21 protein-coding genes and 1 pseudogene are annotated in these 25,075 nt (G+C 62.1%); 9 read left to right on the top strand and 13 right to left on the bottom strand.

Going from position 1 to position 25,075, the window contains the following annotated elements:
* Window positions 1–82: 82 nt before the first annotated feature.
* Window positions 83–1,504 carry an MDR family MFS transporter gene (locus ACLI1T_RS09805; RefSeq protein ID WP_411702550.1) on the bottom strand — a complete coding sequence of 474 codons (1,422 nt, stop codon included), beginning with the start codon at window positions 1,502–1,504 and terminating at the stop codon, window positions 83–85.
* 97 nt (window positions 1,505–1,601) lie between these two features.
* Between ACLI1T_RS09805 and ACLI1T_RS09810 the strand changes: the two genes are divergently transcribed.
* From ACLI1T_RS09810 to crtI, 3 genes are read left to right on the top strand one after another with little or no spacing between them, the layout of a single operon-like run.
* Window positions 1,602–3,038: a GuaB1 family IMP dehydrogenase-related protein gene (locus tag ACLI1T_RS09810; protein WP_411702551.1), complete on the top strand. Its 1,437-nt coding sequence runs from the start codon at window positions 1,602–1,604 to the stop codon at window positions 3,036–3,038.
* A 31-nt stretch (window positions 3,039–3,069) separates the two neighbouring features.
* Complete coding sequence (locus tag ACLI1T_RS09815; RefSeq protein ID WP_411702552.1) at window positions 3,070–3,930, top strand: phytoene/squalene synthase family protein; 861 nt, start codon at window positions 3,070–3,072, stop codon at window positions 3,928–3,930.
* A gap of 55 nt (window positions 3,931–3,985) precedes the next feature.
* Window positions 3,986–5,569 carry a phytoene desaturase family protein gene (gene crtI / locus ACLI1T_RS09820; RefSeq protein ID WP_411702553.1) on the top strand — a complete coding sequence of 528 codons (1,584 nt, stop codon included), beginning with the start codon at window positions 3,986–3,988 and terminating at the stop codon, window positions 5,567–5,569.
* Between the two features lie 378 nt (window positions 5,570–5,947).
* Here the strand turns inward: crtI and lysS are convergent, their stop codons facing one another.
* Window positions 5,948–7,525, bottom strand: a complete 1,578-nt coding sequence (gene lysS, locus ACLI1T_RS09825; RefSeq protein WP_411702554.1) for a lysine--tRNA ligase — start codon at window positions 7,523–7,525, stop codon at window positions 5,948–5,950.
* A 190-nt stretch (window positions 7,526–7,715) separates the two neighbouring features.
* Here lysS and ACLI1T_RS09830 point away from each other — a divergent pair, with 190 nt between their 5' ends.
* The 6 genes from ACLI1T_RS09830 (at window position 7,716) to ACLI1T_RS09855 (ending at window position 15,677) form a co-directional block, all read left to right on the top strand.
* Entirely contained in the window at window positions 7,716–9,818 is a 2,103-nt protein-coding gene (locus tag ACLI1T_RS09830; RefSeq protein WP_411702555.1) for a PhoX family protein, read from the top strand.
* A gap of 227 nt (window positions 9,819–10,045) precedes the next feature.
* Window positions 10,046–11,758 (top strand): carbon starvation protein A, encoded by a 1,713-nt coding sequence (locus ACLI1T_RS09835; RefSeq protein ID WP_284782641.1) that lies wholly within the window; start codon window positions 10,046–10,048, stop codon window positions 11,756–11,758.
* Entirely contained in the window at window positions 11,742–11,999 is a 258-nt protein-coding gene (locus ACLI1T_RS09840) for a cory-CC-star protein (protein ID WP_023029243.1), read from the top strand. Before ACLI1T_RS09835 ends, ACLI1T_RS09840 begins: the two co-directional genes overlap by 17 nt.
* A complete protein-coding gene (locus ACLI1T_RS09845) occupies window positions 11,990–12,931 on the top strand; it encodes an ArsA family ATPase (protein ID WP_411702556.1) in 942 nt (313 codons plus the stop codon). The genes ACLI1T_RS09840 and ACLI1T_RS09845 overlap by 10 nt, the downstream gene beginning before the upstream one ends.
* Window positions 12,932–13,009: 78 nt before the next feature.
* Entirely contained in the window at window positions 13,010–14,362 is a 1,353-nt protein-coding gene (locus tag ACLI1T_RS09850) for an aminopeptidase C (RefSeq protein WP_411702557.1), read from the top strand.
* 13 nt (window positions 14,363–14,375) lie between these two features.
* Entirely contained in the window at window positions 14,376–15,677 is a 1,302-nt protein-coding gene (locus ACLI1T_RS09855; RefSeq protein WP_411702558.1) for an aminopeptidase C, read from the top strand.
* Window positions 15,678–15,753: 76 nt separating this feature from the next.
* Here ACLI1T_RS09855 and ACLI1T_RS09860 read toward each other — a convergent pair whose 3' ends face one another.
* From ACLI1T_RS09860 to hpt, 11 genes and pseudogenes are all read right to left on the bottom strand, one after another.
* Window positions 15,754–16,365 carry a GNAT family N-acetyltransferase gene (locus ACLI1T_RS09860; RefSeq protein WP_411702559.1) on the bottom strand — a complete coding sequence of 204 codons (612 nt, stop codon included), beginning with the start codon at window positions 16,363–16,365 and terminating at the stop codon, window positions 15,754–15,756.
* Entirely contained in the window at window positions 16,365–17,252 is an 888-nt protein-coding gene (locus ACLI1T_RS09865; RefSeq protein WP_411702560.1) for a pantoate--beta-alanine ligase, read from the bottom strand. Before ACLI1T_RS09865 ends, ACLI1T_RS09860 begins: the two co-directional genes overlap by 1 nt.
* Complete coding sequence (locus ACLI1T_RS09870) at window positions 17,249–17,923, bottom strand: hypothetical protein (RefSeq protein ID WP_284782633.1); 675 nt, start codon at window positions 17,921–17,923, stop codon at window positions 17,249–17,251. The genes ACLI1T_RS09865 and ACLI1T_RS09870 overlap by 4 nt, the downstream gene beginning before the upstream one ends.
* Window positions 17,924–19,009: a DUF6779 domain-containing protein gene (locus tag ACLI1T_RS09875; RefSeq protein ID WP_411702561.1), complete on the bottom strand. Its 1,086-nt coding sequence runs from the start codon at window positions 19,007–19,009 to the stop codon at window positions 17,924–17,926.
* A 5-nt stretch (window positions 19,010–19,014) separates the two neighbouring features.
* Window positions 19,015–19,488, bottom strand: coding sequence for a DUF3180 domain-containing protein (locus ACLI1T_RS09880; RefSeq protein WP_284622993.1), 474 nt, complete (start codon window positions 19,486–19,488; stop codon window positions 19,015–19,017).
* Window positions 19,485–19,970: a 2-amino-4-hydroxy-6-hydroxymethyldihydropteridine diphosphokinase gene (gene folK, locus ACLI1T_RS09885; RefSeq protein ID WP_411702562.1), complete on the bottom strand. Its 486-nt coding sequence runs from the start codon at window positions 19,968–19,970 to the stop codon at window positions 19,485–19,487. The genes ACLI1T_RS09880 and folK overlap by 4 nt, the downstream gene beginning before the upstream one ends.
* Window positions 19,971–20,053: 83 nt before the next feature.
* Window positions 20,054–20,428: pseudogene (gene folB / locus ACLI1T_RS09890) on the bottom strand (dihydroneopterin aldolase); the annotation flags it as partial.
* Between the two features lie 2 nt (window positions 20,429–20,430).
* Window positions 20,431–21,390: a dihydropteroate synthase gene (folP, locus tag ACLI1T_RS09895; RefSeq protein ID WP_411702563.1), complete on the bottom strand. Its 960-nt coding sequence runs from the start codon at window positions 21,388–21,390 to the stop codon at window positions 20,431–20,433.
* A gap of 41 nt (window positions 21,391–21,431) precedes the next feature.
* The gene (gene folE / locus ACLI1T_RS09900; RefSeq protein WP_023023959.1) at window positions 21,432–22,040 is read right to left on the bottom strand and encodes a GTP cyclohydrolase I FolE; all 609 of its coding nucleotides are present in this window, start codon (window positions 22,038–22,040) and stop codon (window positions 21,432–21,434) included.
* A gap of 11 nt (window positions 22,041–22,051) precedes the next feature.
* Window positions 22,052–24,475 (bottom strand): ATP-dependent zinc metalloprotease FtsH, encoded by a 2,424-nt coding sequence (gene ftsH, locus ACLI1T_RS09905; protein ID WP_411702564.1) that lies wholly within the window; start codon window positions 24,473–24,475, stop codon window positions 22,052–22,054.
* Between the two features lie 12 nt (window positions 24,476–24,487).
* Window positions 24,488–25,075, bottom strand: a complete 588-nt coding sequence (gene hpt / locus ACLI1T_RS09910) for a hypoxanthine phosphoribosyltransferase (protein ID WP_411702565.1) — start codon at window positions 25,073–25,075, stop codon at window positions 24,488–24,490.

The following is a 25,075-nucleotide window of genomic DNA, read 5'->3' on the forward strand; positions in this document are numbered from 1 at the left end:
CGGCGGCGGGATGGCCCGGAACGCCCGCGCGGAGGCCACTCCGTCGGCGCGTCGGGCGACGTGCAGCTTCCCGGCACGGGGACTAGTCTTCGGCGGGCACGCGTTTGAGCAGGGGCGCTAGCACGAGCACGAAAACCGAGAGCACGCCGGCGAAAAGGAAGGCCCAGTGCGCGCCTTGGGCGGTGGCGGCGGCCTCGCTCATACCCTCGGCCTGGCCGGATTTGGTGCCGCTGGTCAAAAAGGCCACGAGGAAGGCGGTACCCGCCGCGCCGGCCAGCTGCTGCAACGTATTTAGGATGGCAGAGCCGTGGGAGTAGAGGTCATCGGGAAGCGAGGACAGCGAGACCGTCATCAGCGGGGTCATCATGAGCGCGATGCCCACGGCGAACAGGATATGCATGCCGATGACCATCCACACCTCGCTGTTTTCTGTCAGCAGGGTCATCAGCCAGATGCCGGTAGAAAACATGACTGCGCCGGGAATCAACAGCGGCCGAGGTCCAAGGGCGTCATAAATCCGCCCCACAATCGGGGAAATCCCGCCCTGCAAAAGGCCGCCGGGCATCACCACGAGGCCGGTGACCAGCGAGGATACCGCCAGCGAGGTCTGCAAATAGATGGGCAAGATATTCACCGTGCCCAGCAGCAGGGCGAACATGAGCAGCATGGCGATGACCGCGAGGGTGAAATTGCGGACCTTAAACGGGCGCAGGTCCAAAAGCGCGCGGTTTACCTTAGCCAGCCGGAGTTGGCGCACGGTAAAGGTAATGAGGGTGAGGACGCCGAGGAGGAGCACGAGGGCATCGGCAAGCGAGCCGCCCTCCACCATCTTCTCGATGGACGATAGGCCATAAATGAGCCCGCCGAAGGCCAGGGCGGATAAGAATACCGACGGGATATCGAGCGGGGTATCCCTGCGCTCGCCCACATTGACCAGGCGGAAGTAGCCGGCGATGCAAATAGCGGCGATGAGCGGGACCATGGTCCAGAAGATGACGTGCCAGGTCGCCATGCTCAAAATGAACCCGCCGACGGTGGGGCCCAGGGCCGGCGCCACGGAGATGACCACGGTGATAATGCCCATGACGGTGCCGCGACGTTGCGGTGGAACGAGCGTCATGGCCACGGTCATAAGGGTAGGAATCATCAGCGCGGTACCGGCGGCCTGTAGCACGCGGCCGGCAAGCAGCAACCCAAAGGCCGGGGCGAGGGCCGCCAGCACCGTGCCCGTGAGGAAAACGCCGGTGGAGGCGCCAAAAATCTGCCGGGTGGTGAATTTATCCATCAGGAACCCGGTGGTGGGAATGACCACACCCATGGTGAGCAAGAAGCCGGTCAGCAGCCACTGCGCGGAGGTCGCCGGGATGGAGAAATCCGCCATGATGGTGGGCAGCGCCACCGAAAGGGCGGTTTCATTCAAAATCATCACCATCGCGGAGAGCACCAAGATGGTGAGGTTGACTATGACCTCTGCGGAGATTTTCGGAGCGGGATTCTGAGACACCAAATCAGGATACTGACTTGGCTAAACCTGCAAAACTTGGGGCGTATGATTTAGATGTCTTTTCCTGCACCCTCGATTCACGTTAGGCAATCTCACAGTGCATTTCCTCAATGATTCCCGCCCGCCCTACGAGCTGACCTACTCGGATGTATTTATGGTGCCGAACCACTCAGATGTTGGCTCGCGGCAGGCGGTCGACCTCACCGCGGCCGATGGCACGGGCAATACCATCCCGCTCATCGTGGCGAATATGACCGCTGTGGCCGGCCGCCGCATGGCAGAGACCATCGCCCGGCGCGGCGGCATGGCCATCCTGCCGCAGGACCTCAGCCTGGAGGCCGCGGCGGAGACGATCGCCTCGGTAAAGGCCGCCGACCTGGTCTATGACACCCCTATCACCATCAAGCCGCACCATACGGTGGGCTATGCCAGCAACCTTTTGCACAAGCGCGCCCACGGCGCGGCCATCGTGGTCGACGGCGCGCTGCCGGTAGGCATCATCACGCCAAAGGATCTGCGCGGGCAGGATAATTTCACCGCCGTGGGCGAGCTCATGACCACTGATTTGGTCACTTTGCCTGTGGGCATCGACCCGCAGGAGGCCTTTACCCGCCTGCGCGCAACCTCGCGCAAGCTCGCCCCAGTGGTCAATCCGGATGGCACGCTGGCGGGCATTTTGACGCGCAAGGGTGCGCTGCGGGCGACGATGTATAAGCCGGGCATCGACAAGCAGGGCCGCCTGCACATCGGTGCCGCGGTGGGCATCAATGGCGACGTTGAGGGCAGGGCGCAGGCGCTTGCCGATGCCGGCGCTGACGTCCTCGTTATCGATACCGCCCACGGCCATCAAGACAGCATGCTGGCGGCGCTGCGCAAGGTCAGCGCCCTGGATCTGGGCCTGCCGATTGCCGCCGGCAATGTGGTCACGGCCGCCGGCGTGCGCGAGCTGGCCGCGGCGGGCGCGGATATTATCAAAGTCGGCGTGGGCCCCGGCGCGATGTGCACCACCCGCATGCAAACCGGCGTGGGACGCCCGCAATTTTCCGCCGTGCTGGAGTGTGCGGCCGCTGCCCGCGAGGTCGGCGCGCACGTATGGGCCGATGGTGGCGTGCGCGATCCCCGTGACGTGGCCCTGGCGCTGGCCGCGGGCGCGTCCAATGTGATGATTGGCTCCTGGTTCGCCGGCACCTTCGAATCACCCGGTGACCTGAACAAGGATGCCGATGGCTCGTTCTACAAAGAATCGTTCGGCATGGCCTCGCGCCGGGCTGTGCGCGGCCGCAATTCCGCCACCGAGGCCTTCGAGCGCGCCCGCCGTGAGATGTTTGAGGAGGGCATTTCCACCTCGCGCATCTACCTCGATCCGGAGCACGGCGGCGTGGAGTACTTGGTGGACCGCATCATCTCCGGCGTGCGCTCATCCTGTACTTATGCCGGGGCCGATTCGCTGGCAAGCTTCCACGAGCGCGCCACCGTGGGCGTGCAATCTGCCGCCGGCTTTGCCGAGGGGCAGCCGCGGGCCACCAACCGCTAGGGTGTTTCAGGCGCGTGCTACTTTTGCAAGTATGTTGACTCGCTATGACCAGGCGGCCTCGCGCGCGGCCGCGCAGGTTATGGGGCAGTATTCCACCAGTTTCTCCCTGGCCACGCGCCTTTTGCGCGGGCGGGTGCGCGAAGACATCCGCCACCTTTATGCCGTGGTGCGCATCGCCGACGAGCTTGTCGATGGCACCGCTGACCAGGCCAGCATCGATGCCGCCGCCGCGCTCGATGCCTACGAGTCCGCTATCTTGGCCGCGCCGGAGAAAAGGCTGCACACCGATCCCGTCGTGCACTCTTATGCCATTACCGCCAGGCGCTGCGGATTCCAGCGCGAGCACCTCGTGGCCTTTTTCGATTCCATGCGCGCAGACCTTAACCAGCGGGAGTATTCCGCTTCCGAGCTCGCCAAGTATATCTACGGCTCCGCCGAGGTCATCGGTTTATTGTGCGTACAGGTCTTCCTAGTGGAAGAGACCGTCTCCGCCGCCGACCGCGCCACGATGGACCGCGGAGCGCGACACTTGGGAGCCGCGTTTCAAAAGATTAACTTCCTGCGGGATTTGGGCGAAGACTCCTCGGTCCTGGGCCGGACCTATTTCCCGCAGGCTGCTGGCGGGGAGCTTTCTGAGCCCGCCAAGTCCGCGCTCATCGCCGATATCCGCCACGATCTCGCTGCCGCCGAAGAATCCATTAACCTCTTGCCGCTATCCGCCCGCTTCGGTGTGCGCGCGGCCGCCGATATCTTTGCCGAGCTCACCAACCGGCTCGCCGCTACCCCCGCCGCGGAGTTAAAAACCACCCGAATATCCGTGCCGAATCGCACCAAGGCGTGGCTGGCCGCCCGCGCAGTGCGCGCGGTGCGTGCGGTGCGCGCGGTGCGATAGCGCACCGCGCGTAGGTAAAGGACCCCGCCGAAGACTGAATACTAAGGAGAACATCATGCACGCCGTCGTCATCGGGGCCGGCATCGCCGGCCTTGCCACCGCTGCCCTCCTCGGAAGAGAGGGCTATGAAGTTACCGTCGTAGATTCCCTAGACGAGGTAGGCGGGCGCGCGGGCAGCTATACGGAGGCGGGGTTCCGCTGGGATACCGGACCGTCCTGGTACCTCATGCCGGATGCCTTCGACCACTTCTTTTCCCTCTGCGGTACCTCGACAGAAAAGGAACTGGATCTGGTGGGACTCTCGCCGGATTACCGCGTCTATACCGGCGGCCCCGGCGAGTCCGCTCCTGGCACCGCCGCGCGCCCCACCCCCGTGGATGTACATTCCGGGACCGATAACGTTGCCCACCTCTTCGAATCGATTGAACCAGGTGCCGGCAGCCAGGTGCGCACTTATTTAGCAGATGCCAGCGACGCCTACCACGTAGCGCTCGATCACTTTTTGTACACCACATTTTCGGCGCCGTTGAACCTGGTGCATGCAGATATTCGGCATCGGCTAGCGCGGATTGCAGCGCTGCTGACTACCAGCTTGCAAAAACACGTCAACGGGCAATTTTCGGATACGCGCCTGCGCCAGATTCTGAGCTACCCAGCAGTTTTTCTCTCTTCCGAGCCCGCCGCGGCCCCAGCACTGTATTCCCTTTTAAGCCATACAGACCTGGTGGAAGGCGTGCGCTACCCCCTCGGCGGATTCCACGCAGTGGTGCAGGCCATTTACCGCCAAGCAGAAAAATTCGGCGCCACATTCCGCTTGGGCGAAGAGGTCACCGCCATCACCACCGCCAGCGGGTCTTCCACACGTGCCACCGGCGTCCGCACGACAACCGGGCATATCGATGCCGATATTGTGGTCTCCGCCGCGGATTTGCACCATACCGAAAATCAGCTGCTTCCCCGGAAACTGCGCACCTATCCGGAGCGCTACTGGGCCCGCCGCAATCCAGGGCTGGGCACCGTGGTGGTACTTGCCGGTGTGCAGGGCAAGCTCCCGCAGCTAGCTCACCATACCTTTTTGTTCAGCCAGGACTGGGACCCCGATTTCCGCGCGGTCTTTTCCGCACCGGACCCAGAACGTCCCCTCGGCGCCTCTGAGTCCATCTACATTTCGAAGGTTTCTGCCACCGACGCGAATGTCGCACCGGAAGACCACGAAAACCTGTTCTTCCTCATCCCCGTACCCGCTGCAGAAGCCTACGGGCACGGCGATGCCTACCACCCCGAGTCTTCCCCGCGCGTTGCTGCTATTGCCGATGCCGCCCTTGACCAGCTTTCCCGCACCGCCGATATTCCTGACCTCCGCGAGCGAATCACCATCACGCGCAGCCTTGGACCAGCCGATTTTGCCGAGCGCTATCACTCCTGGTCAGGTGGCGCTTTGGGGCCAGCACATACGCTATTTCAATCTGCGTTCTTCCGCGGGCGCAATGCCTCGCGCAAGGTGGCCGGCCTCTACTACGCTGGTGCGACCACCGTGCCGGGCGTCGGCGTGCCGATGTGCCTGATTTCTGCAGAAAACATCATCAAACGCCTGCGCGGCGATACCTCCGCTGGGCCGCTTCCCACAGATGGCGCCTGAGAACACTAGGTATTCTTTGTCGCTCGCTCTTCGCGGCGCGGCCTCCGATGCGCAACGCCTCCCGTTCGGCCGCGATTGTGGAGCCTCTGATGCGCAACCTCCTTTGTGCAACCTCCGATGCAATAGGTCTTCGGTGATAACTGAGCAAACTCGGCCCTGAGATGTAGCATTTTTCGCTCAGATATCACCGAGGAGGTTGTACTTTTGTGAAACCGATAGAACTAGGCAGAAGTAGGCGTGCGACTCGGCCTGTGAGCCACACGCGGCGGGTGCAATGGGCAAACAAAAAGGCTGCAGCCAAAGGAAGGCTGCAGCCGGTGTCGGGGCGCTAACGGGTGCCTGCGTGGGTGGGCACCGAGTGGGGGCGCCGGGTATGGGCTACTTCTGTTCTGGCTTTACCAGCGGGAAGAGCACGGTCTCACGAATGCCGAGGCCGGTCAGGGCCATGAGCAGGCGGTCCATGCCCATGCCGGTACCGGCCGTCGGCGGCATGCCCTGTTCCATCGCGGCCAGGAAGTCCTCGTCCAAGACCATGGCTTCCTCATCGCCGCCGGCGGCAAGGCGGGCCTGGTCCTCAAAGCGCTCGCGCTGGACGACGGGATCGACAAGCTCCGAGTAGCCGGTGGCCAGCTCGAAGCCGCGTACGTAGAGGTCCCACTTTTCGGTCACGCCGGGCTCAGATCGGTGCTGGCGGGTTAGCGGGGAGGTCTCGACCGGGAAGTTCTTCACAAAGATGGGGCCTTCCAGTTGGTCCTCGCACAGGACCTCCCAGATTTCCTCCACCAGTTTGCCGTGGCCCCAGCCTTCACCCTGCGGCACGTCGAGGCCAATGACCTTGGCGATGCCCTTCAGGGTCTCCACGTCGGTATCGATGGTGACCTCCGGCTGGCCGGGGAACTTGCGCTGCAAGGCCTCATTCAGGGAAGGATACATCTCGATTTCGGGCCATTGATCGCCACCGAAGTCGAAATCGGTGCCATCGGCAAGCGTGACGGTGGTAGAACTAAAGACCTCGCGGGCCACGGACTGGATGGACTCGCGGGTCATGCGGGCGCAATCATTGTAATCGCCCCAGGCGGCGTAGGTCTCCAGCATGGCGAACTCCGGCGAGTGGGAGCGGTCCACGCCCTCATTGCGGAAGTTGCGGTTGATTTCAAAGACGCGGTCGATGCCACCGACGACGGCGCGCTTCAAGTACAGCTCCGGGGCAATGCGCAGGTAGAGGTCAATATCGAGCGCATTGGAGTGGGTGATAAACGGGCGAGCGGCCGCACCTCCGTGCAGGGTCTGCAGCATCGGGGTTTCGATTTCTACAAAGTCCTGGCCTTCCAGGTAATTGCGCAGCGCGCGCATGACCTTCACGCGCACCATGGCGTTCTTGCGGGCCTCTTCGCGGATAATGAGGTCGTTATAGCGCTGGCGCACGCGGGTATCTTCAGCCATATCCGCGAAGGACACCGGCAGCGGGCGCAGGGACTTGGCCGCCATGGTCCATTCCTCAGCCATGATGGATAGCTCGCCGCGGCGGGAAGCAACCACGTGGCCGCTAACGGAGATGAAGTCGCCCAAGTCCACATCGGACTTCCAGGCATCGAGGCGCTCCTTGCCCACCTTGGCCTGCGAAAGCATGGCCTGCATCTGGGTGCCATCGCCGTCCTGCAAGGTGGCAAAGCACAGCTTGCCGGTATTGCGCATGAAGATAAGGCGGCCGGCAATAGCGTGGGTGACCTCGGTTTCCTCACCAGCGGCCAGGTAGGTCACGCCCTCTTCATTGCCCGGCTCTTCGCCCTCGGCCACTACGCGGAAATCATGGCGCAGATCCTTTAGCGCGATGGTGCGCTCGACGGATACCGGGTAGGCCTCTACGCCGGAGTCGAGCAGGCGATCGCGCTTTTCGCGGCGGATGCGCAGCTGCTCAGGGACATCGTTTACTTCATTATTCTTCTGCTCGCTCACGTTAGCCTAGGGTAGTCGATCCCCACTGCAGCACGCGATTTAGCCCATAGCGCCCCTACCCCGAGAAAGATTTACGCATAGTTCACTTCGCTGTCACCTCAAGGCCAACGCACTGTTGCTGGCATCCCCTTATATATATGGCTGACCCCATGTCTTATCAATATTTTCGACCTTCTTTGGAGCAGTAATAATGGCGCTTAAAGGCCGCAACCTTCTCTCTAGTCTCTTCGCATCCTCTCGTTCCAGCTTGACGTGCACCTACAAGTGCGGCAATGCCTGCTTCGGTGAATGCGAGAACAAGTCTGATAACCCATACTTCGGTGACCAGTTCTCCCGCCGTACCGCTCTGCGCGCGGGCAGCTTGTCCGTAGTAACCGTCGGCGGCGGCGCCGCGCTGGCTGCCTGTTCCAACCCGGATGAAGTCTCCAATGAGGCCTCTTCTTCCGAGGCCAAGGGGGGCAAGACTTCCGAGGCTAATGTAGAACTCACCTCCGCAGAGGGTATGAAGTTTGACCCAGTTGAGCCGAATGAAAAGGACGAAGTAGTCATCCCGGATGGCTATAAGCAGTCCGTTCTCATCGCCTGGGGAGACCCGCTGTTCAAGGATGCGCCAGAGTTTGATGATAAGAACCAGACGGCCGAGGCCGCCGAGAAGCAGTTCGGCTTCAATAACGACTTCGCCGGGCTTATCGAGCATCCGGATGATGACAATCGCCTTATCTACGTCTGCTCCCACGAGTACACCACCGAGCCGCAGATGTTCCCCAACTACGATGCGGATAACCCCACCGAAGAGCAGGCCAAGATTGGTTGGGCTGGCCACGGCCACTCCATCGTGGAGGTGTCCAAGGTGGGCAATACCGGTGAACTCAAGCGCGAGTTTGGTCCGCTTAACCGCCGCATCACCGCCACGACTGAGTTCACTCTGGTTGGCCCAGCAGCCGGCTCCGAATTTGTGAAGACCTCCGCCGATAAGACCGGCGAGAAGGTCAAGGGCACCCTGAACAACTGCTCCGGCGGTATCACTCCGTGGAGCACGATGCTCTCCGGCGAGGAGAACTTTGACCAGTACTTCGCTCACGCCAACCTGGATGACAAGAAGGCACAGGAATCCCTTGAGCGCTTCGGCATGGAAGATGGTGAATCCGAGCGCAAGTGGGAGCGCTTTGATAAGCGTTTCGACGTCTCCAAGGAGCCGAATGAGCCCAACCGCTTCGGCTGGATCGTAGAAATTAACCCACTGGACCCAGAGTCCACCCCGGTCAAGCACACCGCGCTGGGACGCTTCAAGCACGAGGCAGGCAATATTCACATCGCTTCCGATGGCACCGTCGTGTGCTACTCCGGCGATGACTCCCGCTTCGAGTACATCTACAAGTTCATCTCCACCAAGAAGTACGAAGAAGGCAATATCGAGCACAACCTCAGCATCTTGGACCACGGCACCTTGTACGTGGCCAAGATGGAAGGCAACTCGCCAGAAGATGAGATCGACGGTTCCGGCGTACTGCCAGAGGACGGTGCCTTCGACGGGGAGGGTAAGTGGATCAAGCTGCTGACCTCCGATACGGAGAACAACAAATTCGAGTCCCACGTCGATGGCATGTCCGCCGAAGAGGTCGCCGTCTACACCCGCGAAGCCGCCGACAAGGTGGGCGCTACCAAGATGGACCGCCCTGAGGATATGCAGGTCCACCCAGACTCTGAGAAGGTCTACGTGGCCCTGACCAATAACTCCTACCGCGGCGCTACCGGCGAAAACGCCAAGAAGAACAAGGAAGAGCCGATGGAGTGGGCTCCCATCAAGGAGAATAAGAACGGTCTGGTCATGGAGATTGAAGATGACCACGCTGGCGAGAAGTTCACCTGGAACCTCTTCCTGGTCTGTGGCGATCCAGAGGAGGCCAATACCTACTTCGGTGGCTTTGACAAGGAGAAGGTATCCCCCATTTCCTGCCCGGATAACCTGGCCTTTGATAACCACGGCAATATGTGGATTTCCACCGACGGCAACGCGCTTGAGTCCAACGACGGCCTTTACGCCGTAACCACCGAGGGCGATACCCGCGGTGAACTCAAGTGCTTCCTGACCGTGCCGGCGGGCGCCGAGACCTGCGGCCCCATCGTCACCGATGAACGCGTGATGGTCAACGTCCAGCACCCAGGCGAAACCGATGACGCCACCTTTGAAAAGCAAACCTCCCACTGGCCAGAGGGCGGCAAGTCCACCCCACGCCCAGCAGTGGTTGTGGTGTGGAAGAAGGACGGAAATATCGGCGTCGACAAGAATTAAGCACCACTCGATTTAAGCACCCACCGCGCGGCCCTCGTTCCTCTTAGAGCAGGGGCCGCGCTTTTCGTCTATCCACTGCGACTGAACTCGGAGGTGTACTCCGACCCGCCTGCCAAATATAAATCTGCCCAACGGTCTCCCCCACAAACAAATACATACGTGAGTTATGGCATACTATCCGCACGTGTGAGACACGCCACCTTCCCGCCTATGAGGAGACACACTCTATGAACTCTCTTGTCCTCGCCATTGTCGGCATCGCGATGATGGCCGCCGGCTACCTGCTCTATTCCAAGTTCCTGGGCAAGAGCATCTTCCGGTTATCTGAGAACTACACCACCCCGGCGCACCGCCTCAAAGACGGCGTGGATTATGTTCCCACCAATAAATATGTGCTGTGGGGCCACCACTTCACCTCCGTGGCGGGTGCGGCACCGATTATCGGCCCGGCAGTGGCCGTCATTTGGGGCTGGCTCCCGGCATTCCTGTGGGTCACGTTAGGCACCTTCTTCATCGCCGGCATGCACGACTTGGGTGCGCTGTGGGCCTCGCAGCGGCACAAGGGTCAGTCGATTGGTACGTTGTCGGGGCGCTACATCGGCAAGCGCGGGCGCAACCTCTTCCTCATCGTGATCTTCTTGCTGCTGCTCATGGTCAATGCCGCGTTCGCCGTGGTGATTTCGAACCTGCTTATTTCCACGCCCTCGGCGGTCATTCCCACGTGGGGTGCCATCGCCGTCGCGCTGCTGATTGGCCAGGCCATCTACCGCTTGAACTGGAACCTGCCGCTGGTTTCCCTCGTGGGCGTGGTGGCGCTGTACTCGCTGATGGTTTTGGGCGACCGCTTCCCGGTCGTGTTGCCGGAGACGGTCCTGGGCATTCCCGCCAACGGCGTGTGGATCATCCTGCTATTTATCTACGCCTTCATCGCTTCGCTGCTACCTGTATGGGTGCTGCTCCAGCCGCGCGATTACATCAATGGCCTGCAGCTTTTCGTGGGTCTTATCATTTTGTACGGCTCCTTCCTCATCACCCGTCCGGAGCTCGCCGCCCCTGCCGTGCGCGAAAACGTTCCTGACGGCACCCCGGGGATTTTTCCGCTGCTTTTTGTCACCATCGCCTGCGGCGCCATCTCTGGTTTTCACGGCATCGTGGCCTCGGGCACCTCGTCCAAGCAGATTGATAAGGAAACCGATGTCCGCTTCGTGGGCTACTTCGGTGCGGTGGGCGAGGGCCTGCTGGCGCTCGGCACCATCATCGCCACCACCGCTGGCTTTAAGACCCTGGCGAATTGGGAGGAAATCTACGCCGAGTGGAACGCCGGCGGCGTCAATGCCTTCGTGCAGGGCGGCGGCGCGCTGATGAACGAGGGCCTGGGCATTCCCACCTCGTTGTCTGCCACCATCCTGGCAACCATGGCCGTGCTCTTCGCCGCCACCACCATGGACTCCGGCGTGCGCCTGCAGCGCATCGTGGTCCAGGAAATCGGCGAGATCATGGGCATCCGCATCACGGCGCTGGTTTCCACCATCATCGCGGTGGGCCTGGCCTTCGGCCTGACCTTCTCTGCGGGCGCGGACGGCTCCGGCGGCATGACCATCTGGCCGCTCTTCGGTACCACGAACCAGCTCATGGCCAGCCTGTCCTTGGCCATCGTCGTGGTCATCCTCACCCACCTGCGCCGGCCTACCCTGCCGGTTATCATCCCGCTCATCTTCGTCACCATCATGTCTCTGTGGGCAGCGCTGCTGCAGCTCAAGTCCCTGTTCGCGGATCAGAACTGGCTGCTATTCGGCATGGACGTCGTCATCGTCATCGCCTCCATCTGGGTCATCGTGGAGTCGATCGGCGCTATCTCCAACGCGCGCAAGGAACCGCCGCTGGAGTGGACCGACGACGATTCCGACGCTCCCCTTCCCCAGCATGCTCGACAAGCTTAAGGCCTTCGGTGCGGGGCTCAACGAGTTCTACCAAGCCCCGTACCGCGCCGTCTTTGCCAAGGCCCAGCAGCAAGAAGATGACCTATTTATGATGCTGGTGGCCTCGGAGGCGCTCGGCATCCCCAACCCCGCCAGCTACTACACGCTGGAGCTATTGCCGCTGGTTTACGAAGATTTCCACGCCTGGCACACGCGCATGGGCATGGATAAATCACCCTTGGAGAATATTCAATGCTGCTAGAAACCGCGCCCATCATGTTCTTTGGTGGCAAGGGCGGCGTGGGCAAGACCACCCTCGCCACGGCCACGGCCCTGTCGCTTTCCCAGGACCATAACGTGCTATTGGTCTCCACGGATCCGGCGCACAACCTGGGGCATATCTTTGATGCCACGCTTTCCGATGCTCCCACTCACCTCACCCCATCCCTCTCCGCCATCGAGCTCGATCCTGCCCAAGCCACCGAGGAACACCTCGCGAACGTGGGCGCCTCGATGCGCCGCTTCATGCCGGAGCACCTGCACGGCGAGGTAAAAAAGCACTTAGACTTGGCCCGCCAATCCCCCGGCACGCAGGAGGCGGCGCTCTTGGAGCGCATGGCCACCTTGGTCGCAAACGCTAACGAGTATGACTACCTCATCTTCGATACCGCCCCGTCCGGTCACACCTCCCGGCTGATGGCCCTGCCAGAAATCATGGCTGCCTATACCGATGGGCTGCTTGCCCGGCGCGAGAAGTCCGATAAATTCGGCTCATTGGTGCGCGGGATGTCCGCGGAGTCCGGTGCCGATAACGATCCGGTGGACCGGCGCAACCAGGAAATCCGCGCCACGCTCTTCCAGCGCCGCGAGCGCTTCGAGCACCTGCGCACTGCGCTGACCTCAAAGAAGACCGTGTTCCACATCGTGCTCACCGCCGAGCGCCCGCCCGTCTTGGAGTCTTCCGAGTTCCACGCGGATCTCACCGGCAATGGCGTGCGGGTGGGCTCCATGCTGGTCAACCGCCGCACGCCCGCGGACCAAGGCGAGTTCTTGGCATCCCGGCGCGCCGCCGAGGACGAGGCCCTGGCGCTCTTGCACGATAAGCTTCCCGATACCCCGGTCCACGAGATCCCCTGGCTTCCAGAAGAGGTGGGAAGCCCCGAAGCCGTGGCGCGGCTGGCGGAGCATCTATAGCGATCTGGAGCGATCTCTAACGGCCCATCCAGCACCCAGCGACCTCGGGTGAGATCGCAGTCTGCTAAAACGGTGAATATGACTTTGCTCACCAATGACTTCCTGTCCCAATTGCGCGAGGAGGCTGCGGCGGACTCCCAGCTGCGCGTCGCGCGCAATGCCATTACCAGCGTAGGGGTGGCCAAGGCGGCCCTCGATCGCGACCGCATTACCGCCCTCTACCCCACCACCGAGGTAAAACTCGATAGCCTCAGCGTCACCGACCAGATGCGCTCCGGGCGCTGCTGGATGTTTGCCGCGCTCAACGTATTCCGCCACCGCGCAGCCAAGGAGCTCAATATCGATGACTTTGAGTTTTCCTTTACCTACCTGCAGTACTTCGACAAACTAGAGCGCGCCAACTTCGCGCTCAACCAGCTGCTGGATCTCACCGAAGACGGCACCGACTGGGATGACCGCGACGTGGCTACTTCCCTCGAGCTCACAGGCGACGACGGCGGCTGGTGGTCATTTTTCACCAACCTCGTGGACAAGTACGGCGCCGTCCCGGCCGAGGTCATGCCGGAGGTGCACTCGTCCGGCCACACCGCGCAGATGAACCGCGATATCGCCACCATCATCCGCCGCGCCGCGCACCGTGCGGTGGAAGGCGAGGGGGATCGCGGGGGCATTATCAAGCAAGCCCGCACCGATATACAACGCGTGCTCGCCATTCACCTGGGCACCCCGCCCGAGGAATTTACGTGGAGCTACCGCACCAAGGACGAGCAATTCTTCCGCGTGCACTCCACCCCGCGCGAGTTTGCGGATAAGTACCTGCCGAAGTTGGACGAATACGTCGTGCTTGCCGATGACCCCCGCACCGCCAACGACAAGCACCGCCTCTACACCAGCGCCGCCGTAAATAACCTCGCCGGTGGACAGGCCGCCGGCTACCTCAACGTCGATGTGGACGAGCTGCGCGCCGCCGCGCGCGCCAGCATCGAGGCCGGCGAACCGGTGTGGTTTAGCTGCGATGTCTCCCGCCAATTCTCGTTCCAGAACGCCGTGTGGGACGAAGGGCTCGTTGATACCGATGGCCTCTACGGCATCGATTCCACCATGAGCAAGGAGGAGCGTTTTACCTCCGGCGAATCTGCGCCCACCCACGCTATGGCGCTGACCGGCATCGACGGTGCATCGCAAAGCGCTGCACGAGACGGTAAGGAAGTACCTCGGGCATGGCGCGTGGAAAATTCCTGGGGCACCAAGCCGCCGCGCAAGGACGATGCCGATGAGGTACCCGGCAAGGGCTTTGCCACGATGTCGGATGAATGGTTCGGCGAAAACGTCTTCCACATCGCCGTGCGCAAAGAATTCCTCACCCCCGAGCAGCAGCAAGCGCTAAAGACCGACCCCATTGAGCTTCCCTTCTGGGACCGGATGAACTAAGGAGCATCGACACATGAATGAGATCAATCCACAGGAAGTTCACACCACCAATACCTCACTCACCAGCGAGCCCACCATCCGGGTAGCGCGCAATGCGGTGGCGCAGGAGGGCATCGATAAGCTCAGCGTCGACCGCGACCTCGTGCGTGAGCTCAGCACGGCGACTAGCCACAAGCTCGATTCGTGGGGCGCGGCCAACCAGAAGGCCTCTGGCCGCTGCTGGATTTTTGCGGGGCTCAATTCCCTGCGCGGTGACATCATGGACCGCACCAAGATCAAGGATTTCGAGCTTTCGCAGACCTACCTGTACTTCTATGACAAGCTGGAAAAGGCCAATTGGTTCCTCACCGCGGTAGACGAGCTCAAGGACCGCGATATTACGGACCGCACCCTGACCAAGCTCATGGATGACCCCATCGGCGATGGCGGCCAGTGGTCCATGTTCGTCTCGCTGGTGGAAAAGTACGGCGTGGTGCCCAAATACGCCATGCCAGAGACCGCATCCTCTGAGGCCAGCGCCATGCTCAACCGCAACCTGCAGACCGTCCTGCGCCGCGCCGCCCACCAGATCCGCACGGGCAAGTCTGGGGCGCAGGAGCAGGCGCTTGCCGATGTCTACCGCATCCTCACCGCCAACCTCGGCCTCCCGCCCACAGATTTCCAGTGGCAGTACCGCGATAAGGACGATAACTTCCACCGCGAGGGAACTTTTACCCCGCAGGACTTCGCCCGCGAATACCTCCCGAAGGATCTGGGCGAGTACGTCTGCGTGGTCAATGACCCGCGCAATAACTACGGCGAGCTCTACACCGTCGACTACCTGGGCAACGTCGCCGGCGAAAAGGTCACCTACCTCAACGCCCCGGTCGAGGTATTGCGCGATGCCACTCGCTCTGCCATCGAGGATGGCCAGCCCGTCTGGTTCGGCTGCGATACCGGCCAGCAATCCGATGCCGATAGCGGCGTCTGGGCCAAGCGCCTGCACGATTATGAGGGGCTGTATGGGGTGGAAATGGGCATCGAGAAGCCGGACCGCCTCCGCCTCCACGAGTCCCTGATGACGCACGCGATGGTCTTTACCGGCGCGGATATCGCCGAGGGCGGCGACGTCACCCGCTGGCGCGTGGAGAATTCCTGGGGCACCGAGAAGGGCGATAAGGGCTTTTGGACCATGGCCGATGACTGGTTTGACGAGTACGTCTTCGAAATCGCCGTCCACCCGTCCCGCCTGCCTGAGCAATACCAGGAAGCGCTCAAGTCCACCGAGATCACCACCCTGCCGGCGTGGGATCCGATGGGTGCGTTGGCGAACTAGCGCAGTGGCGCGGGTGGCGCGGGGAGACCCGCGCCACGTGATGTGGCGTTCGTTTGCGTGGCGTGACGCGGTGGCCTCACGCCACGTGGCGGACGTACAGCATGCAGGTAAGGTCGCGGTCCTTATCGATGGAGATTTCCTTCTTCCCCACCCGCTCAAAACCGCGGGAATCGTAGAACTGATAGGTGCAGCCATCGTCGGTGTAGAGGTAAATATCCTTGCCGGGGTGGCGCTCCTCAAAGGCCTCGAGGAGCGCGGTGCCCACGCCCTTCACGCCCGAGTTTGGGTCAGCGACGAGGAAGCCGATTTCACCATCCACGGTGTTTTCGGCCAAGTAGCTTAACAACATGTCCTCGTTCGCGGCATCGTAGTCACCGCGGTGACCGCCAGGGCGCAGGCTGTTGAAGAGATCCACGGCCTTGACATAGGCCTTGCGCCACCACGGATACGGCAGCGCTGGTTCGCCTTTAATCGATGCCAAAATCACGCCGAGGAAACGACCATCATCAGCATAGGCGGCCAAAATATCGGTGGCCTGGGCGCGCTCTAAATCCCAAAAATAACGGCCATAGGCTCGCTCGAAGCGCGGGTTCTTTACAAACCAGTGCAGGTGCATGCCTTCGATGGCAAACTCAATCGCCTTGGGCTCATCGCGCGGGTCGAGGTCGCGGATGTGGATTTCGGTCATTAGTCCTCCGGGGATTGGTTTTGTTCGCGCTGCTTTTCGCGCTCGAGCTCGGCCTTAGCCTCGTGCTCTTCAATATTAGTGAAACCAATCCCCAACGGCAGGCCAACGTTGTCAATTACTCTGACTCCGCCAATGGTGGCAGCGACCAGCAGACGGGCATCGCCCTCGGCAGGCGGTTCGCCCAGATCGCGGCCGCGCACTTCTAAGTATTCCGGTTCTACTCCGGCGGTTTCTAGGACACCTGCGGCAACCTCGCGGACCTTTTCCGCGCCTGCCTCGGCAGCGTGTGCACCAGCGGTAAGCGCGGCGGACAGGGCGGCTACGTCCTCGCGCTTATCTTCAGGCACGCGCGTATTGCGCAGGCTCATCACTACGCCATCGGGCATGCGCACGGCGGGAACGCCCTGCACACGAACCCCCAGGTGCAGGTCCTGCACCGCATGGTGAATGGCCAAGAGCAGCTCGTAGTCTTTCTCACCGATAAGCACATCGGTGGGCGATAGCGCCATCATCAGCGTGAGGTAAAGGGTGAGTTCGCCGGATAGGTCTGGTTCTAAGCCTGCTGGGAAGTCTGCGGCATCGCGAGGCGAGATTGTAATCCGGCGGCCATGCGGCCAGAGCTTCTCGGGAGTGTAATCCCAGATGACATCCACGCCCTCGGCGCGCAGGAGATCTACGTCCTCGCCGCGAGGCTCTTGGAGAGCCACGACGGTCATCGCGCCACGAATACGGCGGGCCGCTCGCACCAGCGCGATATGCCCTGCATGCACGCCGGTGGTCAGTGGTACGAAGGCCACGGGGCGACCGGTCTTGCGCAGGGCGCTTCCCACCATGCGGATGCGATCGACCTCGCTGACAACGGTGGCTTGTCCCATCTTCAAGCTCATCGGGATTCCTCCTGCAAGGCCCACATTTCTAATTCGGTGCGGTCTTCTACTTCGCCTAAGCGCCGAGCGGTTTCTAAGTAGTGGCGGCGCATTCCGGGATCCGTGGCCCCGCGATAGGCCGCAATGATGTCCTCTGAATCGATGTCGAATTCGGACGGTGGAATCTCATCGAACTCGGCAAAGAAATTGGCTTCAACGGCAGCTGCTAGGTGCAGGCGGCTAAGCATTTCTATGTAGTAGGAGCGGGCGGCGAAGGCGGGACGCTCGGCATCGGAAAGCGGCACTGCGTGCGCCCGGAATTCGCTCAATACGAAGTCAGCAATGCTCTCACCCAGCTCATCCAGCGTGGATACTGCCCAGCGCCCGCCTGCCATGGGCGCTATTGCCGCCACGATGCAACCGTGAGTCTCCAGCGGATCGAGGCCTTGCACGCCCCGCGACAGGCAGGTATGGAAAGCGATCAGGCCCTTGTGCACGTGGTCCTCGACAAGCTCTACGGCAGCATCCAACCGTGTCTCACCCACCGCTAGAATCAACGCCTGGAAGGAGCCAAGCTCGGCCGGATCATCAAGCATCTCCACGGTATGGCCGGCGCGCTCCATGGCATTGGCTAGGGAAATCCCGGCGAGGCTGCGCCCGAAAAGGGCAACGCGCATGCGTGGTGGACGCATTTATTTATCCTTCTTCATCTGTGCCAGAAGCTCCGAGACGGACACGGAACCATCGCGCTGTTCATCGCTGCGGCGGCGACCACGGGTCTGCTGCTGGCGGCGCGTGGCCGCTTGCTTCTGCTCAGCAGCCACGTGGTGTCCCGAGCCCTTGTATTCCTCGCGCGCATCCTTACCGGTGGTCTGCTGCGGGATGTTTTGGGTCACCGCATCGGAAGCCTGCTCAGCTGCGGTATCAGCCTCTGGCTTGCGGTGGCTACCGCGGGCGCCAGAGTGCGCCGCGCTGCCGGTTCCCGCGGGCTGGGAGCCCTGGCGCTTGATGTCAGAATCTCCGCCCGAATCCCAGCGTACGGCCTGGAAGCTGCCGGTATCGAAGGAAACGTCCTTTGGCTTCTGGTCCGCGCTGGCTGGCGTGGGGGCATCGGCAAGCTGCTCGGCGTGGGCGGGCTTAGCGGCGTTATCGGTCCGGGAAGAGCTACGCTGCGCGCGGGTGTGTTGGCTGATGATGTCATTGAGCGGGTTCGAGTCCGCATGCGCGCCGGAGGGTTGATTGCCCAAGCGGCCAGCGATGGCATCGGCAGACGGCGCACCGGAAGACGCCTGCTCAAAGTCGATGTTTTCTTCCCGGTGGTGGGACGCCGCGGCGGTCTGTGCCTCCAGCTCCATGATGCGGCGCGCCTCCGCGTGCAAGGCTGCGGGCTCGTAGGTGAAATCGTGGCCGGACAACTCCTCAATCTGCTTGCGGATAGAGGACAGCTCGGTGCGAATCTCATCGAGGATCTGCTCATCCGGCAGCTCCTTACCCTCGGCTGCGCGGGCCTGCTTGAGCTCCGCGCGGTGGGCGCGCTCCTGCAGCTCCAGCTTGGTCACGGATTCCTCGGCCTGGCGGCGGTAGCGCATCACCAAGAAAAAGCCCACCACTGCGGCCCACAGGGCGGCGATGAGAGCAATCTTGAGCGCCGCTGCCGAGCCGGAAATGAGCATGACGATGCTGGCAATAACGGCCAAGATGACGAGGGCGATAATCCCAATTTGTCCCCAATCCGGCGAGGACGACGAATTTTTGGAAGAAGAGCGCGGCTGAGTCATGTTCCCTAATGTACCGCTTGAAGCCCGTCCGGTGGCGGCGGGGTCTCGCAGTGTCGCTCCAATCGCAGGCCAGCCGCGGACATGGCGATGCCACCGATAGCGGATGCGAGCACTCCCACCAGATCATCGGAAGCCGCGACAAGGGTGCCCGCATTCGGGATGACGTAGACCGCCACCCCGGCATAGAGCCCGCCGACGATCGCGCCCGTCCATGCCGAGGCTTTGCCCACCAGCATGAACTGCGCAATGGTCATGGGATTAAGCTGCGAGTTATCCAACCCGATGCCGTGATCCTCATCGGTGGCCTTATCCACCTTCCAGGTAAGCCCCAAGCACACCACCACCATGAGCCATAGCGTGGCAGAGACCGTAACTGGGATGGCCATCATGGAGCCATAAAAGCGCGTGGTGAGGATGGCCGCCGCGGCGGCCATGAATACCCCGACGCCGATGAGGGCACCGAGCGAGGTTCGTTTCATAACTCCTCCATCAGGCCCAGGCGGTGGATATCGGCGGTCTCCTGCGGATCCAATGCGGAAACCAGCGCGGAGACATCCTTTCCCTTCAATTTAGCAGCGCCATCGGCGGCTAACCAGGGAATAAGCACGAATGCGCGCTCGTGGGCAAAGGGATGCGGGACGGTAAGTTCCGGATCGGAGGAGCTATAGCCCTCAATATCGACGATGTCCACATCCAGGGTGCGTGGGCCCCAGTGGCGCACGCGCACGCGCTCTGCCGCTTCTTCCAGCTTCTGGCCGCGCCGCAAGAGCTCCAGCGGGCTCTCTTGGACGTCCACGATGAGCACCGCATTCAAAAATTCATCCTGGTCCGTTACTCCCCACGGCGGGGTGGCATAGACGGGCGAGGCCGCCACGATGTCCTCACGGAACTCCGTAAACACCGTCCGCAAAAGCTCCACGCGGTCATCCATATTGGAGCCGATGGATAGTACCGCGCGCATTACTTACTCCCGGGGTTCGTGCCGGGGCGCTGCGCGTCGGCTCCCTTCGGAGTCCCCTCCTGCGAGGCGGGCCGTGGGGCACCGGTGCGCGCGTGCTTGCGGGAGCGGCGGGCGACGACGGCGACATCGGCAAAAGTGCGCGGAATCGGCGCCTTGGGCTTGTGCACGGTCACTTCCACCGCGTGCAGGTCTGCAAAGGAGTCCATAATGGTATCTGCCACCTCGCTGGCGACGGTCTCGATGAGGTCGCGGGAGGGGCCTTCGACGATGCTGGCGGTGACATCGGCAAGCTCTGCGTAATTGATGGTCTTGGTCAGATCATCGTGAGCTGCGGCCTCGGCAAACTCGGACCAGCAGGTGATATCGACGATGAAGGGCTGGCCGGTGCGCTTTTCCTCATCAAAGACGCCGTGGTAGCCAAAGCACTCCAGGCCGGTTAATTCGATGCGATCTGCCATGGTTAATTCCTTTCCGTACCCATCGCGGTAGAGGTCACTGTGCCCGTGCCGGTGGCGGCATTGCGGTAGCTGCCGGTGGCATTGGCGCCGCCTACATAGGACTCGCCGGCGTTCCACGCGGCGGCCACGTCGACGGCATCGCGGGATACGCCCACCTCGTGCACGCGCACGCCCCACGCGCCCATCTGGGCGGAAATGGCGGTCACGGCGGCGGTGGCGGGATCGGCAAGCAAAGGGCTCGCCTCTACCCCGCGGTCTTCCCGGATAGCGGCGAGGAAGCGCTTGCGCGAGGCGCCCACCAGGATGGGGAACTCGCCGTCCAGGAACTCGGGCAGGGCCTTAAGCAGCGCCCAGTTATCCTGTGGGCTCTTGGCAAAGCCGAGGCCCGGATCCAGCACGATATTGTCCTTTTTCACGCCTGCATCCAGGGCGTTTTGGCTCAGCTGGGCGAGGGTCTCGTGCACGTCGCGGACCACATCGCCGCCGTGATCGGCCGTGCCCGCCGCGGATCCGAACGCGCCTTCCTGGAGAGTGCGCCAGTGCATGAGGCAAACGGGCACGCCGGCATCAGCCATGGCGGCATACATTTCAGGATCGGCAAGGCCGCCGGAGACATCGTTAATCATATCCACCCCGGCCGCGGCCGCCGCGGCGGCAACCGAGGCGCGCATCGTATCCACCGAGGTGCGAATGCCCTGCTCGTGCAGCGTCTGGATGACCGGGACCACGCGGTCGGCCTCTTCCTGCGCCTCCACGCGCACCGCACCCGGGCGGGTGGATTCGCCACCCACATCGATCATGTCCGCACCCTGTTCCACCAGTTCACGGGCATGAGTGGTGGCAGCGTCGAAGTCGAGCCACCGCCCGCCATCGGAAAAGGAATCCTTCGTAACATTCACGATGCCCATGACGAGCGTGCGCTTCGGGATGGTCAATTCTCCAACTGAGGAAGCCGGGTGCACTGCGTTCTCCTTTTCGCTCGACAAACTCGACTGCGTACGCGCTACGTACGAATGAAGCTGAGCACTTCCGCGCGGGAGGCGGCGTTATTTTTAAACCCGCCGCGCACCGCGGAAGTCGTTGTGGTCGCGCCCGGCTTGCGGATGCCCCGCATGGCCATGCACAGGTGCTCACACTCGATGACCACGATGACGGATTGGGCCTCGAGGACATCCACGAGTGCATCGGCAATCTGCTGGGTCAGGCGTTCCTGGACCTGCGGACGCTTGGCGTACATATCCGCCAGACGCGCCAGCTTGCTCAGCCCGGTGACGTGCCCATCCTTGCCGGGGATATAGCCAATATGCGCCACCCCATAAAACGGCACGAGGTGGTGCTCGCAGGTGGAGTAGATGGGAATATCGCGCACCAGGACCAGTTCCTGGTGGTCCTCGGCGAAGGTCTTGTGCAGCACCTCCGTCGGATCCTCGTGCAGGCCAGCGAATACCTCACGGTAGGCGCGGGCCACGCGTGCCGGGGTTTCGCGCAGGCCTTCGCGGTCAGGATCCTCGCCCACGGCAAAGAGCAGCTCGCGAACTGCCGCCTCCGCCCGCTCCTGGTCATACGGCGCGCGGGCGGGCACCTGCTGGTTATCAGTGTGATTTTCAGACATGCACGTACTTCTTACTCTTTATCATCGCGCGGCTTTTCCGCATCGCGCGCGTAGGGGTTATCGCGGCGGGAAGATTCATTCCAGCCAGGGGTGAACCATTGGCTGGTTTCTCCCTCTGGCTTGTGGTGCTTGCCCCTGCTTTCCGATGCCGAATCCGATCGCCCTTCCCCACCGTCGCGCTCACCGCGGTTTTCGCTGGCGTTGTGGCCGTTGCCGTCGCGGTCGCTCCGTTCGGCGTGGTCGTTGCCGTCGCGGTCGCTGTGGTTCTCGCGGTCGTTCTGGTTGTTTCGGCTGCTGCTGCCATCGCTGCGGCCGCTGCGGTTCTCGGAATCGCTGCCGCCGCCGTGCAACTCGCGTACCGTTTCGGGGTTCACGTAATCACCGGCGTGCTGGCCAAAGTTAAAGCCAACCTCGCCCTTGATCTCCTCGCCGGCGAGGCGGCGCTCGCGGGCGGCACGGGAGGCATCGAGAAGCGTCATGCGTTTGGGAAGTTCCTCGCCGCGCTCCTTGGCCAGCTCAACCGGCGTCTTGACCGGCGCGTAACCGAGCTGGCGCGGGAAGCGATCGTCTTCGCCGGGGAAGACATCATAGGCATCGCGCGGCACGATGCCGTCGAAGATGCTCTCCAGGTCCGGCCGGCGCAGGGTCTCCTTCTCAAGGAGGGCCTCGGCCAGCTTGTCCAAGAACTCGCGGTTGGTGCGCAGGATGTCGTAGGCCTGCTCGTGCGCGCGCTCGAGGAGGTAGCGCATCTGCTCGTCGATCTTGGCGGCAACGTCATCCGAGTAATCGATGGAGCCGCCGCCCCCGCCCATCTGGCTGAATGGATCGCCCTGCTCCTGGCCGTATTTAACGGTGCCCAGGTCGGGCGAAAAGCCGTATTCCGTCAGCATCGCGCGGGCGATCTTGGTGGCGTTCTCGATATCGGAGGACGCGCCCGTGGTGGGAGCACCGAAGACCAATTCCTCGGCGGCGCGGCCGCCCATGGCAAAGACCAAGCGGGAAAACAGCTCATCGCGGGTGTACATGCCCTTGTCGTCTTCCTGCGAGGTCATGGCGTGTCCACCGGTGCGACCGCGGGCCAGGATGGTGACCTTGTACACGCGCTCGATATCCTTCAACGCCCACGCGGACAGCGTGTGGCCACCCTCGTGGTAGGCGGTGACCTTCTTCTCGTGCTCGGAGATGATCTTGCCCTGGCGCCGTGGACCGCCCACCACGCGGTCGGTGGCCTCTTCCAGCGCGTCGTAAGTAATGACGTTGCCGCCGATGCGGGCGGTGAGAAGCGCGGCCTCGTTAAGCACATTGGCAAGGTCTGCACCGGACATGCCGGCGGTGCGCTTGGCCAGCTGCGCCACATCGACCTCTTCTGCCAAAGGCTTGTCCTTGGCGTGCACGCGCAGGATCTGCTCACGGCCGGCCAGGTCCGGGTTGGTGACCGGAATCTGGCGGTCGAAACGGCCCGGGCGCAGCAGCGCTGGGTCCAAAATATCGGGGCGGTTGGTGGCCGCGATGAGGATTACGCCCTCGCGGTCGCCGAAGCCGTCCATCTCTACCAGCAACTGGTTCAGGGTCTGCTCGCGCTCATCGTGTCCGCCGCCGGTACCGGATCCGCGCTGGCGGCCCACGGCGTCGATCTCGTCCACGAAGATGATGCACGGGCTGTGCTCCTTGGCCTGCTTGAACAGGTCGCGCACGCGGGAGGCACCGACACCGACGAACATCTCCACGAAGTCCGAACCGGAGATGGAATAAAACGGCACGCCGGCCTCGCCCGCAACGGCGCGGGCCAACAGCGTCTTACCGGTACCCGGAGGGCCATAGAGCAGGACGCCGCGCGGAATCTTCGCACCGAGCTCGTAGTAGCGGGAAGGATCATCAAGGAAATCCTTGATTTCCTGCAGCTCGTCCACGGCCTCATCGGCGCCGGCAACGTCCTCGAAGGTATTGGTCGGCATGTCCTTGGTCAGTTCCTTGGCCTTGGAGCCGCCGATGCCGAACATGCCGCCAGCACCCTGCTGCATGCGGGACATGAGCCAGAACAGCAGGCCGAAGAGGATGACCATCGGCAGCAGGAAGCTGAGCATGGAGCCCAAGAAGGAATCCTGGGTGACATTGGTCTGATACTTCTCCGCACCCGAATCCTTGACCGCATCAAAGACCTGCTCGGAGGCGCGCGCGGGGTACTGAGACACGATCTCTTGTACGCCCTCGCGCTCTTCTACCGTGATTTCGTCCTTGAGCTTGATGCGCAGGCGCTGCTCGCGGTCATCAATTTCTACCTCGTCAACGTTTTTATCCTGCAGCTGTTTCAAGGCCACGGAGGTATCCGTGTCCACGTATCCGCGGGTCTCGTTGCTAAAGAACGTAAAGGCGTACAGCGCTACGAGGATCAGCGCCGCAATGCCGCCGTAGCGAAGGAGTTTATTGTTTTTCATTACTGCGCGATTTTAGTTGGTGGTATAGACATCAGGGTGAAGGGTGCCCACAAAGGGCAGGTCGCGGTAGCGTTCCGCGTAGTCAAGGCCATAACCAATGACGAATTCATTGGGGATATCAAAGCCTACATCGAGCAGATCGATCTGCGCCTTGACCACTTCCGGCTTGCGCAACAAGGTCACCACGTTGAGCGACTTCGGGTTGCGCCCCTGCAGGTTGCGAATGAGCCAGGATAGCGTCAGGCCCGAGTCAATGATGTCTTCCACGATGACCACATCGCGCCCGGCGATATCGCGGTCCAAGTCCTTCAAAATGCGCACCACCCCAGAAGAAGACGTGGAGGCGCCGTACGAGGAGACGGCCATAAACTCCAGCTCCGAGGGGATGAATAGCTTGCGCGCGAAGTCCGTCAGGAAAAAGGCCGCACCCTTTAATACGCAGACCAAAAGCAGGTCTTGCTCGGCGTCGGCATATTTCTCAGATACCGCATCCGCCAGCTGCTGGACGCGGTCTTTAATTTCCTCTTCCGTGATGAGGATTGCTTCTACATCGTCTCCGTAGCGGTTTGCGGGGACGGCGAAGTCTTTCTTGTCGTGCAC

The sequence above is a fragment of the Corynebacterium tuingiense genome (assembly GCF_046718165.1).
Classification (GTDB): domain Bacteria; phylum Actinomycetota; class Actinomycetes; order Mycobacteriales; family Mycobacteriaceae; genus Corynebacterium.

What these genes read in the sequence shown, in the direction of transcription:
- ACLI1T_RS09835 (WP_284782641.1), top strand. Translation starts at nt 10,046, where the DNA reads ATGAACTCTCTTGTCCTCGCCATTGTCGGCATCGCGATGATGGCCGCC.
- folK (WP_411702562.1), bottom strand. Translation starts at nt 19,970, where the DNA reads ATGCGCGCGGTACTATCCATCGGCTCCAATATGGATGACCGCGTGGAG.
- ACLI1T_RS09880 (WP_284622993.1), bottom strand. Translation starts at nt 19,488, where the DNA reads ATGAAACGAACCTCGCTCGGTGCCCTCATCGGCGTCGGGGTATTCATG.
- ACLI1T_RS09870 (WP_284782633.1), bottom strand. Translation starts at nt 17,923, where the DNA reads ATGCGTCCACCACGCATGCGCGTTGCCCTTTTCGGGCGCAGCCTCGCC.
- ACLI1T_RS09865 (WP_411702560.1), bottom strand. Translation starts at nt 17,252, where the DNA reads ATGAGCTTGAAGATGGGACAAGCCACCGTTGTCAGCGAGGTCGATCGC.
- ACLI1T_RS09830 (WP_411702555.1), top strand. Translation starts at nt 7,716, where the DNA reads ATGGCGCTTAAAGGCCGCAACCTTCTCTCTAGTCTCTTCGCATCCTCT.
- ACLI1T_RS09860 (WP_411702559.1), bottom strand. Translation starts at nt 16,365, where the DNA reads ATGACCGAAATCCACATCCGCGACCTCGACCCGCGCGATGAGCCCAAG.
- crtI (WP_411702553.1), top strand. Translation starts at nt 3,986, where the DNA reads ATGCACGCCGTCGTCATCGGGGCCGGCATCGCCGGCCTTGCCACCGCT.
- ACLI1T_RS09850 (WP_411702557.1), top strand. Translation starts at nt 13,010, where the DNA reads ATGACTTTGCTCACCAATGACTTCCTGTCCCAATTGCGCGAGGAGGCT.
- ACLI1T_RS09855 (WP_411702558.1), top strand. Translation starts at nt 14,376, where the DNA reads ATGAATGAGATCAATCCACAGGAAGTTCACACCACCAATACCTCACTC.
- ACLI1T_RS09815 (WP_411702552.1), top strand. Translation starts at nt 3,070, where the DNA reads ATGTTGACTCGCTATGACCAGGCGGCCTCGCGCGCGGCCGCGCAGGTT.
- folE (WP_023023959.1), bottom strand. Translation starts at nt 22,040, where the DNA reads ATGTCTGAAAATCACACTGATAACCAGCAGGTGCCCGCCCGCGCGCCG.
- ACLI1T_RS09875 (WP_411702561.1), bottom strand. Translation starts at nt 19,009, where the DNA reads ATGACTCAGCCGCGCTCTTCTTCCAAAAATTCGTCGTCCTCGCCGGAT.
- ACLI1T_RS09845 (WP_411702556.1), top strand. Translation starts at nt 11,990, where the DNA reads ATGCTGCTAGAAACCGCGCCCATCATGTTCTTTGGTGGCAAGGGCGGC.
- ftsH (WP_411702564.1), bottom strand. Translation starts at nt 24,475, where the DNA reads ATGAAAAACAATAAACTCCTTCGCTACGGCGGCATTGCGGCGCTGATC.
- ACLI1T_RS09840 (WP_023029243.1), top strand. Translation starts at nt 11,742, where the DNA reads ATGCTCGACAAGCTTAAGGCCTTCGGTGCGGGGCTCAACGAGTTCTAC.